Raw genomic sequence first — 13,205 nt, 5'->3', positions numbered from 1 at the left:
ACGAATATGCCTTACTTTTGGTCGCGATCCCAACGGAGAGGACTCGTCGGATGGAGCTGTCTGGCAAGGTCGCGATCGTCACCGGCGCCGGTCGCGGACTGGGACGGGCCTACGCGGAAGCCCTGGCGCGCAACGGGGCCGCGGTCGTGGTGAACGACGTGGACGAGAGCGCGGAGGAGGTCGCCGCGGCCATCGGCGGCACGGCGGTCGTCGCACCGGTGGGGCCTGCGGAGACCGCGCAACGGCTCGTCGACACCGCCGTGGCGGCGTTCGGGCGGCTCGACGTGCTGGTCACCAACGCGGGCATCCTCCGCGACCGGGTGCTGTGGAAGATGACCGACGACGAGTTCGACGCCGTCATCGACGTGCACCTGCGCGGCACCTTCACGTGCGCTCGCGCGGCGGCGGTCCGGATGCGGGAGCAGGGCACGGGCGGCCGGCTCGTGCTGGTGTCGTCACCGGCAGGGCAGCGCGGCAACTTCGGGCAGACCAACTACGCCGCCGCCAAGGCCGGGATCGCCGCCATGGCACGGACCTGGGCGCTGGAGCTCGCCAGGGCCGACGTCGCGGTCAACGCGGTCGTGCCGGTCGCCGCCACCGAGATGACCAGGACGATCCCCGCGTTCGCCCCGTTGATCGAGGAGTCCGAACGCACCGGCACGCCGCTGCCGGACTGGGTGCGCCGCGACGAGGGCATGGGCACCGTCGAGGACGCCGCCGAACTGGTCGTGTTCCTGGCGAGCGACGCCGCGAAGGGCATCACCGGACAGGCCATCGGCATCGGCGGCGACCGGCTCGCGCTGTGGGCGCACCCCGCGGAGAAGCAGGTGCTGTTCGCCGACGGCGGCTGGTCGGCGGCCGCGATCGCCGAGCGGTTCGGCGAGCTCGAACCCGAGACCTACGGCATCCCGGCTCCGGTGGCACCATGACCGGCATCGACCTGGACGAGATCGTCGCCATCGACGTCCACACGCACGCGGAGATCTCGAAGGACGGCCACAGCTCGCTCAGGCCCGATCTGGTCGAGGCGTCCGCCCGGTATTTCAAGGCCGCTCACCGCCAGCCCACCATCGCCGAGACCGCCGCGATCTACCGCGAGCGCAGGATGGCCGCGGTGATCTTCACCGTGGACGCCGAGCACGCCACCGGCCACCCGCGCATCGCCAACGAGGAGGTCGCGGCGTCCTGCGCCGAGCACGCCGACGTGCTCATCCCGTTCGCGAGCGTCGACCCGTGGAAGGGCAGGGCCGCGGTCCGCGAGGCGCGCCGGCTCGTGGAGGAGCACGGCGTGCGCGGGTTCAAGTTCCACCCGAGCCTGCAGGACTTCTCCCCCGACGACCGGATGGCCTACCCGCTCTACGAGGCGATCGAGGAGCTCGGCGTCCCCGCCCTGTTCCACAGCGGGCAGACCGGGATCGGCGCCGGCGTGCCCGGTGGCGGCGGAATCCGGTTGAAGCACTCCAACCCGATGCTCGTCGACGACGTCGCCGTCGACTTCCCGCACCTGCGGATCATCCTCGCGCACCCGTCGTTCCCCTGGCAGGACGAGGCGCTCGCGGTCGCGACGCACAAGCCGTTCGTGCACATCGACCTGTCCGGCTGGTCACCGAAGTACTTCCCGCCACAGCTGGTGCGGTATGCCAACACCGTGCTGCAGGACAAGGTGCTGTTCGGCTCGGACCACCCGGTGATCACCCCGGACCGCTGGCTCGCCGACTTCGCCGCGCTGGAGATCAAGGACGAGGTCCGCCCGAAGATCCTCAAGCACAACGCCGCACGCCTGCTCGGACTCGTCAAGGAGGACGCATGACCACCGCCGTGCAAGGGATCTCCGAGCTCAAGGCGCTGGCGGGGGCCGACCTCGGCCACACCGACTGGCTGCAGGTCACCCAGGAGCGCGTCGACACCTTCGCCGACGCCACCGACGACCACCAGTGGATCCACGTCGACCCCGAACGCGCCGCGACCGGCCCGTTCGGCACCACGATCGCGCACGGCTACCTGACGCTGGCACTGCTCATCCCGCTCATGGGGCAGCTGCTGACCGTCTCCGGCGTGCGGATGAGCCTCAACTACGGGCTGGAGAAGGTCCGCTTCCCCGCACCCGTCCCGGTCGGCGCCAAGATCCGGCTGGCCGGCCGCGTCGCGTCCGTCGAGGACGTCACGGGCGACGGCGTGCAGCTGACCGTCGACTTCACCGTCGAGATCGAGGGCTCCGAAAAGCCCGCGTGCGTCGCACGCGCCGTCTACCGCCACTACGCGTGAGGTGAGGTCATGGCGACAACAACGCAGTTACGCCGTGCGGTCTCGTCCAGCTTCCTCGGCAGTGTGATCGAGTACTACGACTTCCTGCTCTACGCCACGGCCTCCGCGGTCGTGTTCAACAAGGTCTTCTTCTCCTCGCTCGACCCGCTGGTCGGCACGATCGCGAGCTTCGGCACGTTCGCCACCGGCTACCTGGCCCGCCCGCTCGGTGGTGTCCTCTTCGGACATTACGGCGACCTGCTGGGCCGCAAGAAGATGCTCGTGCTGACCATGACGCTGATGGGTGTGGCGAGCTTCCTGATCGGCCTGCTGCCCACCTACGCGCAGATCGGCTGGCTGGCACCGGCCGGGCTGGTGCTGCTGCGGGTCGTGCAGGGCATCTCCGTCGGCGGTGAGTGGGGCGGCGCGGTGCTCATGTCCGCCGAGCACGCCACCTCGCGGCGCGGGCTGTGGGCGAGCTTCACCAACGCGGGCGCGCCGTGCGGCATGGTCCTGTCGACCGCCGCGCTGACCGGTACCGCGGCGCTGGTGGGCGAGCAGGCGTTCCTGTCGTGGGGCTGGCGGGTGCCGTTCCTGCTGAGCCTCGCGCTGCTGGCGGTCGGCCTGTTCGTGCGGATGCGGGTCGAGGAGACGCCGGTGTTCCGGGCCGAGCGCAAGAAGACGTCCACGCCGCTGGTCGACGTGCTGCGCAACCACCCGCGCACGCTGCTGCTGAGTGTCGGGGTCGGCCTGTCGGCGTTCGTCGCGCAGTCGACGCTGACGACGTTCATCCTCGCGTACGGCGTGCAGGCCGGGAACAGCCGGCAGGCGATCCTCAACGCGCTCACGCTGTCGTCGGCGCTCGCGGTGCTGGGCATCCTCGGCTGGTCCGCGGCCTCGGACCGGTTCGGGCGCCGGCCGGTGGTGCTCGCCGGGGCCGTGCTGATGGCCGTGTTCGGGTTCGTGCTGTTCCCGTTGGTGGACAACGGGTACGTCGTCCTCGCGCTGGTGCTCGGCCAGGCGGTGGTCCACCCGATGATGTACGGGCCGCTCGCCGCGCTCTACAGCGAGCTGTTCACCACCGGGAGCCGCTACACCGGGGCGTCGCTGGGCTACCAGCTCGCCGGACTGGGCGCGGGCCTCGCCCCGCTGCTGTTCGCGCAGGTGCAGAACAGCGCGGGGACGGGCGCGATCCCGTTCATCCTCGCGGCCTTCTGCCTGCTGACCGTGGTCTGCACGGTCGTGTTGCGGGAGACCAGCCACACCAGCCTGACGGGAGACAGGGATGCGGAACTCGGGTCTGGGCAGCTGGCCGCACCGCCGCGCGCGCATGGCGCCGAAGCGTGACGCGCTGACCCACCAGGGGATCACCACGACCTACGGGGAGCTGGACGAGCGCACGACGAGGCTCGCGCGGCGGCTGGAGGAGCTCGGGGTGCGGCACGGCGACCGGGTCGCCTACCTCGGGCCCAACCACCCGTCGTTCGCCGAGACGATGTTCGCCGCGCACCTGCTCGGCGCGGTGTTCGTGCCGCTGAACTTCCGGCTCACCCCCGCGGAGGTCGACTACCAGTTGGGCGACAGCGGGGCCCGCGTGCTCGTGCACGCGGCCTCGCACCGCGTCACGCACGAACACGCCATCTCGCTGGACGGCTACGAGGAGTGGCTGGCCGGGGGTTCGGCGGACCCGCTCGACGTGCCGGTGGCGGTCGACGACCCCGCGTTGATCCTCTACACCTCCGGCACGACCGGGCGGCCCAAGGGCGCGGTGCTCACCCACGCCAACCTGCTGTGGAACACGTTCAACCTGATGGTCGGCGTCGACATCGCCGCCGACGAGGTGGCGCTGGTGGCCGCGCCGCTGTTCCACGTCGCCGCGCTGACGCAGACGCTGCTGCCCACGTTCGTCAAGGGCGGCCACAGCGTGCTGACCCCGCGCTGGGACGTCGACGAGTGCGTGTCGCTGATCGAGCGGCACGGTGTGACGTGGCTGTTCGGCGTGTCCACGATGTACGCCGACCTGGCCGCGTCACCGCACTGGCACACGGCGGACCTGTCGTCGGTGCGAGTGCTGCTCTGCGGCGGTGCGGCGATACCGGACGCGCTGATCCACACCTACCAGGACCGCGGGCTGGTGTTCTGCCAGGGCTACGGCCTCACCGAGACCGCGCCGGGCGCCACGTTCCTGGAGGCGGCCGACAGCGTGCGCAAGGCGGGCTCGGCCGGCCCGCCGGTGTTCCTCGGCGACCTGCGGCTGGCCGATACCGGCGAGATCGAGGTGCAGGGCCCGAACGTGACGCCCGGCTACTGGAACGACCCGGTCGCCACCGCGGCCGCGTTCACCCCGGACGGCTGGTTCCGCACCGGCGACATCGGCCGCCTGGACGCCGACGGCCACCTGCACGTCGTCGACCGCCTGAAGGACATGTACATCTCCGGCGGGGAGAACGTGTACCCGGCGGAGGTGGAGAACGCGATCGCCGACCACCCGGACGTCGCCGAGGTGGCGGTGGTCGGCGTGCCGGACGACCGGTGGGGTGAGGTGGGCCGCGCGTTCGTGCGGCCCCGCGACGGTGCTTCGCTGGACGCACCGTCATTGCGCGAGTTCCTGCTTCCGCGCCTGGCGAAGTACAAGATCCCGGTGCACGTCGAGGTGGTCGCCGAGCTGCCGCGCACGGGTTCGGGGAAGGTGCTCAAACCGGCGTTGCGCCGGATGCCGCTGGTCAGCTCAGCGCGGCCAGAAAGCGGCTGATCGGTCCGAAGGTGAACAGGCCGGTGCCGGCGGCCTGTTCGTCCTTCGCCGGTGCCAGTGTCGTGCGGGCCCGTTCTCCCAGCCCCCGGTCGCCCAGGCGGATCGCCGCCATCGCGAGCAGGCAGGCCCGCGTCTCGGTGAGCAGGTCCGCGGGCCCGGCCGGGAGGTCCCTCGCCGCGGCGAGCGCCTCGTCGTGCGGCAGCACGAGGGGGCGCACCCAGTCGCGGTGCGGGCCCCAGTCGTCGTCCAGGTCCACCACCGACGGACCGTGCAGGCTCAGCAGCGCCAGCGGCAGGAGCCCGCGCTCCATGCCCCACATGCCGGTGCCCTCCACACGGGCGGCGGCGGCCCGGTAGGCGCGGTCGGCGGCGGGGACGTCTCCGGCGGCGGCGAGCTTGAGCGCCGCGTACCAGCCGGTGAACACGCCGACCAGCGGCAGGTCGTACCGGCGGGCGAGGTCGTCGGCCTCCTCGGCGTGCCGGTCGGCGGTGCCGAGCCGGTCGAGTGCGGCGTGCGCCTGGACCAGGACCAGGTGGCCGAGGACCTCGTGGGTGACCAGGCGGTGCTCGGCGGCGTGGGCGACGATCTCCGCACCGATCGCGGCGCGGTGCGGGGCCAGCCCGGCGCGGTGGAAGGTGTGCATGAACCGGGCGTTGAGCGCGAACGCCCGCAGCCCCGGATCGTCCAGTTCGCGGGCGATGGCCTCGGCCTCCTCCGCTTCCGGCAGGCGTGCGCCGGTGCCGCGGTCCTCCATGGCGATGGTGGCGAGCAGGCGGGCGCGGGTGGCGGTCGGGCCGGGGAACGCGGGCAGGACGCGTTCGGCGGCCGCGACGAGCTCGGCGGAGTGGGCCGGGTCGTCGTTGGTGGTCCAGATCCCGGGGACGTCGAAGGAGCCGATGACGTCGGCCACGGCTTGCGGATCGGCGGGTAGCGGGTCCGCGGGCACCAGCGGAGGGACAGTCGGCGGGTCCGCAAGCCGCTGCGGTCCTCCCCCGCCTGCCGCGCGCAACGCCACCGACCGCTGCTCCCGCGCGCCCTCCAGGTCCCCGCTCACCGCCAGCGCCCGCGCCAGTCCGGTCAGCAGGTCCACCCGCACGCCGTCCGCCGCCGCGATGGCCGCCCGCCACAACCGCACGGCGTCCCGCGGCGACCGCGTCACCCCCGCCGCCGTGGCCAACGCCCTGATCGCCGCCTCCCCGCGCGCACCGGCCGCAAGGTAGTGGTGCGCCAGCAACTCCACCTCGCCCGGCCGTGCCGCACCGCTCGCCCCCGCCACCGCGTCACCCATCCGGGACTCCAGGGCCTGCGCCACCACCCCGTGCCACCGCGCCCGCCGCGTCAGCGACACCTCCTCGTACAGCGTGTCCCGCACCAGCACGTGCGTGAACCGCGCCCGCCCCGGCGCCACGTCCACCACGAACCCCGCGTCCAACGCCACGTCCAGCGCGTCGAGCACGTCCCCGCCCGCCACCGCGGCCAGCAGGTCCACGTCCACCTCACGGCCGAGCACCGACGCCTGCCGCAGCACCGTGCGCACCCCGGCGGGCAGCCCCGCCAACCGGTGCCGCAGCACGTCCCGCACCCCCGCCGGCACCGCGCCCGGATCGCCGCCCGCCGCGCTCAGCCGGGCCAGTTCCTTGACGTAGAACGGGTTCCCGCCGCTGCGTTCGGCGATGAGCCGCACGTCGGCGCCGGCCGCGATCGACCGCACGAGCGCGCCGACCGCCTCCTCGCCCAGGCCGGTGAGCTCCACGCGGACCGGTTCCGCGCGGGCCAGCGCCTCGGAGGCCACCGGCACCCGTGACGTCGCCACCACCAGCACCCGGCCGGGCAGCGGCGCCACCGTGAACGCCGCCAGCACCGCCAGCGTCTCCTCGTCGGCCTGGTGCAGGTCGTCCAGCACGACCAGCACCGGTGCCGCCGACGACACCGCCGCCACCACGGACCGGCGCAGCCGGAAGCGGTCGTCCGCCGCCAGCTCCAGGCCCAGCGCCTCCACCACCTGCTGCCACGGCCACGCCACCGGCGCGTCCTCCGGGCACCGGGCCCACACCGTCCGCCAGCCGCGGCCGGCGAGCACCGCGCTGAACGCCTCCGCCAGCGCCGTCTTGCCCACGCCCGCCTCGCCCGTCACCACCGCGATCCCCAGGCCCGCCGCGGGCACGGCGTCCGCCAGCACGGCCAGCTCGGCGGACCTCCCGACCAGGCCGATCGGCGGCGACGGCGTCAGGCGGGGCGACTGCGCGAGGACGTCCGACTCCAGCGCCCGCAGCTCCGGGCCGGGGTCGACGCCCAGGTGCTCCGCCAGGGCGGTGCGGGCCGAGCGCACCGCCGCCAGCGCGTCGCCCTGCCGGCCCTCCCGGTACAGCGCCAGCGCGAGCAGGCTCCACGCCTTCTCCCGCCACGGGTGCGCGGTGACCTGCGCGCGCAGGTCGGCCACGACCTCCGCGGCACGACCGGCCGCCAGCGCCGCCTCGGCCCGGCGTTCGACGGCGACCAGGCGCAGCTCCTCCAGCCGGTCGACCTCCGCGCGCGCCCAGTGCTCATCGGCGAACTCGGCGTAGGCGGGGCCGCGCCACAACGCCAGCGCCGCGTCCAGCACCGGCAGGTCGCCGCCCAGCATCTCCTCGAACCGCCACGCGTCCACGTCCTGCGCGCGCAGCGCGTACCCGGTGCCCTCGGTGACGAGCAGGGTCGACGGGGTCCGGGGTGGACGGTCCGGTTCGAGCGCCTTGCGCAGCGCGCCCACGAACGTCTGCACGGTGCCGACCGCCCCGTCCGGCGGGTCTTCCCACAGGTCCGCGACGAGGGTGCGCACCGGCACGACACGCCGCCGCGCCACCAGCAGCCGGGCGAGCACGGCGCGTTGCTTCGGGCCGCCGAGCCGGGCCGCGCCCGCGGTCAGCGGGCCGAGCACCCCGAACGTCACCACCCGCTGACCCCGGCACTGATCGGTTGCTGATCGGGCGCGCGCAAGGTGTCGGCGTGAACCTCACGAACTTCGACCACCAGCGCGTCCAAGTCTCCGACGGCGTCGAGCTGCACGTCGCCACCACCGGCTCCGGCACCCCGGTCGTGCTGCTGCACGGCTTCCCGCAGACGCATCTGATGTGGCGGCACGTCGCCGCCGACCTGGCCGCCGACCACACCGTGATCATGCCCGACCTGCGCGGCTACGGCGACAGCGACAAGCCCGCCGACACCGGTTCCACCTACTCGAAGCGCACCATGGCCGCCGACGTCGTGGCCGTCGCACGGCACCTGGGCCACGACCGGTTCGCGCTCGTCGGCCACGACCGGGGCGCGCACGTCGCGTTCCGCGCCGGGCTCGACCACCCCGCGCACGTCACGCACCTGGCCTCGCTCGACGTCCTGCCCACGCTGGACATGTGGGACGTCATGCGCGGGACGTCCGGCGTCGTCGGCTTCCACCTGTTCCTGATGGCGCAGCCGCCCGGTCTGGCCGAGGAGCTGATCGGGGCCCGCCCGGACGTGTTCTTCGGCCACTTCCTCGACGCCTGGGGCGGGTCGTCGTTCCCGGCGGAGGTCCGCGCCGAGTACCTGCGCGCCTCCCGCGAGGCGGTCACGTCGATCGTCGCCGACTACCGGGCGATGGCGACGGTCGACGTCGAGCACGACACCGCCGACCTCCGCGCGGGCAACCGGCTGGGGATGCCCGTCACCGTGCTGCAGCAGGACTGGGGTTCCGCGCTCGGGTTCGAGGCCGAGAAGCTGTGGCGGGCCTGGGCTTCCGACCTCGACCACCGCACCGTCTCCTGTGGACATTTCATGGCCGAGGAGGCACCGGGGGTCGTCGTGGGCGCGGTGCGCGATCTGCTGGCCCGCTGAGGGTTGGTGATCGCCACGAGCGGGAATACGGGTGGGAGCTGATCGCCGAGGGGAAGGCCGCCATGTCCGTGTCCGCGCACGAGCGGTTGCTCGCTGACCGCTACGAGCTCGACGACCTGCTGGGCTCGGGCGGCATGGCCGACGTGCACCGCGCGTGGGACACCCGGCTGCACCGCCACGTCGCGGTGAAGCTCTTCCGCGCCGGCTCCGACCTCGCGGACGCGGTCCGGTTCGACAACGAGGTCAAGACCCTGGCCGCGTTGTCGCACCCCGGCCTCGTCCAGGTGCACGACGCCGGGACCACCGGCGGCACGCCGTTCGTCGTGTTGCAGATGGTCGACGGGCAGACGCTGTTCGAGCGCATCGCCGACGGGCCGCTGGAGGTCGGCGAGGTGCGGCGGCTGGGCGCGGAGCTCGCCGACGTGCTGGACTACGTGCACGCCAGGGGTGTGATGCACCGCGACATCAAGCCGTCGAACATCCTGCTCGACCGCGACGGCAACGCCCACCTCGCCGACTTCGGCCTGGCCACGCTGGTCGACGCGACCCGGCTCACCCGGCCCGACCAGCTGGTGGGCACCGCCGCCTACCTCTCGCCGGAGCAGGTCCGCGGCGAGGCCCTCACCTGCGCGGTCGACATCTACTCGCTCGGGCTCCTGCTGCTGGAGTGCCTCACCGGGCGGCGCGAGTACCAGGGCAGCGAGGTCGAGGCCGCCGTCGCCCGCCTGCACCGCCGCCCGGAGATCCCGCGCCACCTGCCCACCGACCTGCGCCGCCTGCTCGACACGATGACCTCGCTGACGCCCCGGCGCCGCCCCACCGCCGCGGAGTGCGCGCGGGCGTTGCGGCACGTCCAGCCGGCGACCAGGCCCGGCATCCCGCTGCAGGCCCGCCACCCGGTGCGGATGCTCCTGGCCGCGGGGGCGTTCGCAGCGGTCGCCACGGCCGGTGTCACCGCGGCGCTGACCGCGTCCACACCGCCGGCCGAGTCCGCGCCGCCGACCACCACGGCTCCGGCGACGTCGGCCGTGCCCGTGGCCGCCTCCGTCCCGCCGGTGACCACCACGACCGCTCCGGCCGTGCCCGTGCAAGCCGGCGGGAAGGTCGACCGTCCCGAGCACGAGGACGTGAAGCCGGCCGACCGCAAGCCGGAGGACCGCAAGGGCGACGAGCGCAAGCGGGAGGACCGCAAGGGCAAGGGCGGGCCCGGCAAAGGCTGACACTGCCCGGCGTGCACCGCGTTCAGGCGAGGTGCCCGTCCGGCCGCACCACCCCGGCCGCCGTCCGCACGTACCCACCCCCGCGCAGCCGTTCGAACAACCGCCCGCCGTCGGGTAGCACCTGGTCCGGCACCCTGCGGCCGGTCGCGTACGCCACGTCCAGGCCGGACAGCCGTTCCGCCAGCTCGCGGGACATGTCCGGCGCCGACGCGATCAGGCCGCTCAGCAACGCCCGCAGCGCCTGCCCCTCCGGCGTGTAGGCCGTCATCAACGCGGTCTGCGCCCTGGTGTGGGCGAGCAGCGCGGCGCCGACGGGGTGGCGTTCCTCGTGGTAGGTGTCGAGCAACGCCTCGTCCGCGCGCCCGGTGACGACGGCCGCGAGCTTCCAGCCGAGGTTGTGGGCGTCCTGGATGCCGACGTTCATTCCGACCCCGCCGGTCGGGAAGTGCATGTGGGCGGCGTCGCCGGCGAGCAGCACCGTGCCCGCGCGGTAGGCGGCGGCCTGCCGGGTGGCGTTGCCGAACCGGGACAGCCACCGCGGGTCGCGCATCCCGAAGTCGGTGCCCGCGATGGCCTTCACCACCGCGCGCAGCTCGTCGAGGGTGAGCTCGCCGGGCCACTCCGGCCGGTTGCTCGCGGGATCACCGCCCACGATCCGGTGCACCCCACCCGGCAACGGCACGACCATCAGGCCGCCGTCGGCCCCGGTGGCGCTGGTGAACCCGCGCGGGGGCGGGTCGTCGAGCACCACGTCGCCCAGCCAGCCCCAGGTCGTGGCGTCGGTGCCGGGGAAGTCGACGCCCGCGGCGGCGCGGACGGTGCTGCGGGTCCCGTCGCACCCCACCACGTAGCGCGCGCCGACGACCTCGCCGTCGTCCAGCACCACACCGCCCTCGGTCAGCCCGGTGACCCGGCAGCCGCGCCGCACCACCGCCCCCAGCCCGACCGCTCGCTCTTCGAGCAGCTCCTCCGTCCTGACCTGCGGCAACGCCAGCGTGAACGGGTAGGGCGTGTCGAGGACGGCGAAGTCCAGCCGGTCCGGCAGCCCGCCGAAGTGCCCGTTCGGGATGCGCAGGCCCTCGGCCAGGAACGGCTCCACCACCCCGCGGCAGTCGAGCACCTCGACCGTGCGCGGGTGGATCGTGAGCGCCTTCGAGTTCCGGTCCCGCTCCAGCCGCGCCTCCAGCACCACGACCGAGGCACCGCCCAGCCTCAGCTCCCCCGCCAGCCACAACCCGGTCGGCCCCGCGCCGACGATGACGACGTCCAGCATCAACCCACTCCTCTTGGTCACTGACCAACACTCGGTGCCGTGAGTAGACTAGGTCAGTGACCAAGAGTCAAGCGGACGTGGTGCGCACCGCCCTGGAGATCCTCGACGAGCACGGCGCGGGCGCGGTCTCGCTGCGCGCCATCGCCCAGCGCCTGGACGTGCGGATGAACACCGTCCTGTGGCACGTGAAGACCAAGGCCCGGCTGGAGGAGCTGATGGCCGACGCGATCGTGGCGGGCGTGTCGCTCACCGGTCTGCCGGCCGACTGGCGCGAGCGGGCCGCCGAGATCGCGCGCCGCTACCGCCGGGCCCTGCTCGCCCACCGCGACGGGGCCGTGGTCGTGGCCGGCACCTACGCCGCCGAACCGGCCACTTTGGACGTCGCGGAGGCGCTGTGCGCGGCACTGCTGGAGGGCGGGCTGTCCGAACGGGACGCCGCGTGGACGTTGTGGGACGTCATCTACTTCGTCCTCGGGCTCACGCAGGAGGAGCAGGCATTGCCGGGACGCTCCGCGGATGGTCTGGTGCTGGGTGAACGGCCTGCGTTGCGGCGCGTGCTCCCGTTCCTGACCGAGGAGTCGTTCGACGAGCGGTTCGAGCACGGCCTGGCGAAGCTGGTCGCTACTTTCGGCCCTGCTGAATAGGCCGTGTCACATGTGCGCGGACCCGTCCGCGTGCTGTCGCCGGGACCGGCTGCCCACCGCTGACTCGCGGTGGGCAGCCGGTCGGCACGGGATCAGGCGGTGTGCAGCCGCAGCCCGTAGACGTTCAGGATCTCGTTGATCGGCTGGAACCAGGTGCGGCCACCGCTGGAGCAGTTGCCGTAGCCGCCGGACGTCACGCCCTGGGCCTGGTCACCGGTGATGAACGAGCCGCCGGAGTCGCCGCCCTCGGCGCACACGCTGGTGCCCGCCATCTGGTGCACGTCGCCCTGGGCGTACCGGATCGTCTCGTTGCGGCTCTGGATCGCGCCGCAGTGCCACTTCGTCGTCGAGCCCGAGCGGCACACGGAGGTGCCGACCGGCGCCTCCCACGAGCCGCGGACCAGCACGTCGCTCACCCGGCCCCAGCCGAGCACGACGGGCACGGTCCACCAGCCGCCGCCGGTGCGGACCCAGGCGTAGTCGTTGCCGGGGAAGGAGGAGCCGGCGAAGTTGCCCTGGAAGGAGCGGTCCCAGCCGTACACCGCCGCGCCGTTGCCGCCGCAGTGGCCGGCGGTGACGTAGCCGCCGTGCACCGAGAAGCCGATGGAGCAGCGGACGTTGCCGGTGTAGTACGGGTCGCCGCCGACGGTGCCGGCCGCGAACGGCTGCGGCTGCCGCACGCCGTCGGTGTTGACGCTGATGGCGCCGAACTGCCTGGCCCTGTCGAGGAACGCGGCGACCTCGGCGGTCTGCTTGCCGGCTTCAACGTTGACGACGACCGTGCCGGTCCTGGGGTCCGGGTGCCAGCTCGCGACCGCGGCCGGCACGGCACCGGTCGCGGACAGGGCGTCGAGCCGGTTCTTGTGGGCGTTCATCGACCCGGCGGACCGGGTGACGAGCTTCGCCACGGCGCCGGTGGCCTCGACCCGGCCGGCCGCCGCCCGGTCGGTGACGGCGACGACGAGGCGGTTGTCCTCGAACCAGCTGCCCGCGTGGGCGGTGCCGGCCTCGGCCTCGGCGCGCGGTGCGAGCACCGACGCGCGGTGTTCCTTCTCCAGGCGCAGCCGCGCCTGCTGTTCGGTCAGCCCGAACGCCGAGCTCATCGCCGACAGCAGGCCGGGCGACAGCTCCTGCGCCGAGGCCTGGGCGGGAGCGGTGAAGGTGGACCCGACCAGCACGAGGGCCAGCGCGGGCACGATTCTGGACACGCTGAGACGCACGCT

Annotated in this window: 11 protein-coding genes; 8 read left to right on the top strand and 3 right to left on the bottom strand. The window is 73.6% G+C overall.

Annotation, left to right across the window (positions count from 1 at the left end; genetic code table 11):
* Positions 1–50: 50 nt before the first annotated feature.
* Genes ACZ7CF_RS06140 through ACZ7CF_RS06120 form a run of 5 tightly spaced genes read left to right on the top strand, consistent with a single transcriptional unit; the run spans position 51 to position 4,996 of the window.
* Entirely contained in the window at positions 51–929 is an 879-nt protein-coding gene (locus tag ACZ7CF_RS06140; RefSeq protein ID WP_360384363.1) for an SDR family oxidoreductase, read from the top strand.
* Complete coding sequence (locus ACZ7CF_RS06135) at positions 926–1,810, top strand: amidohydrolase family protein (RefSeq protein ID WP_470369008.1); 885 nt, start codon at positions 926–928, stop codon at positions 1,808–1,810. The genes ACZ7CF_RS06140 and ACZ7CF_RS06135 overlap by 4 nt, the downstream gene beginning before the upstream one ends.
* Positions 1,807–2,265, top strand: coding sequence for a MaoC family dehydratase (locus ACZ7CF_RS06130; protein WP_360384365.1), 459 nt, complete (start codon positions 1,807–1,809; stop codon positions 2,263–2,265). Before ACZ7CF_RS06135 ends, ACZ7CF_RS06130 begins: the two co-directional genes overlap by 4 nt.
* A 9-nt stretch (positions 2,266–2,274) precedes the next feature.
* Positions 2,275–3,591 (top strand): MFS transporter, encoded by a 1,317-nt coding sequence (locus ACZ7CF_RS06125; RefSeq protein WP_360384367.1) that lies wholly within the window; start codon positions 2,275–2,277, stop codon positions 3,589–3,591.
* A complete protein-coding gene (locus ACZ7CF_RS06120; protein WP_470369007.1) occupies positions 3,530–4,996 on the top strand; it encodes an acyl-CoA synthetase in 1,467 nt (488 codons plus the stop codon). Before ACZ7CF_RS06125 ends, ACZ7CF_RS06120 begins: the two co-directional genes overlap by 62 nt.
* On the opposite strand, the gene ACZ7CF_RS06115 is transcribed toward ACZ7CF_RS06120, so the two are convergent.
* Entirely contained in the window at positions 4,968–7,928 is a 2,961-nt protein-coding gene (locus ACZ7CF_RS06115; RefSeq protein WP_470369006.1) for a BTAD domain-containing putative transcriptional regulator, read from the bottom strand. The two genes, ACZ7CF_RS06120 and ACZ7CF_RS06115, sit on opposite strands and share 29 nt — an antisense overlap.
* Before the next feature lie 53 nt (positions 7,929–7,981).
* On the opposite strand from ACZ7CF_RS06115, the gene ACZ7CF_RS06110 reads away from it, so the two are divergent.
* Together ACZ7CF_RS06110 and ACZ7CF_RS06105 are read left to right on the top strand one after the other, a co-directional pair.
* Entirely contained in the window at positions 7,982–8,845 is an 864-nt protein-coding gene (locus ACZ7CF_RS06110; RefSeq protein ID WP_470369005.1) for an alpha/beta fold hydrolase, read from the top strand.
* Between the two features lie 62 nt (positions 8,846–8,907).
* Positions 8,908–10,065 carry a serine/threonine-protein kinase gene (locus ACZ7CF_RS06105; RefSeq protein ID WP_470369004.1) on the top strand — a complete coding sequence of 386 codons (1,158 nt, stop codon included), beginning with the start codon at positions 8,908–8,910 and terminating at the stop codon, positions 10,063–10,065.
* Between the two features lie 22 nt (positions 10,066–10,087).
* Here ACZ7CF_RS06105 and ACZ7CF_RS06100 read toward each other — a convergent pair whose 3' ends face one another.
* Positions 10,088–11,338 carry an FAD-dependent monooxygenase gene (locus ACZ7CF_RS06100; protein WP_470369003.1) on the bottom strand — a complete coding sequence of 417 codons (1,251 nt, stop codon included), beginning with the start codon at positions 11,336–11,338 and terminating at the stop codon, positions 10,088–10,090.
* A gap of 56 nt (positions 11,339–11,394) precedes the next feature.
* Between ACZ7CF_RS06100 and ACZ7CF_RS06095 the strand changes: the two genes are divergently transcribed.
* Positions 11,395–11,982 carry a TetR/AcrR family transcriptional regulator gene (locus ACZ7CF_RS06095; RefSeq protein ID WP_470369002.1) on the top strand — a complete coding sequence of 196 codons (588 nt, stop codon included), beginning with the start codon at positions 11,395–11,397 and terminating at the stop codon, positions 11,980–11,982.
* Positions 11,983–12,074: 92 nt separating this feature from the next.
* On the opposite strand, the gene ACZ7CF_RS06090 is transcribed toward ACZ7CF_RS06095, so the two are convergent.
* A complete protein-coding gene (locus ACZ7CF_RS06090) occupies positions 12,075–13,202 on the bottom strand; it encodes a S1 family peptidase (RefSeq protein ID WP_458432621.1) in 1,128 nt (375 codons plus the stop codon).
* Positions 13,203–13,205: the final 3 nt, after the last annotated feature.

The organism is Lentzea sp. NPDC036955 (genome assembly GCF_055608005.1).
Note: the sequence above shows the minus strand (reverse complement) of the source record. Positions and strands in the feature narration are given on the sequence as shown.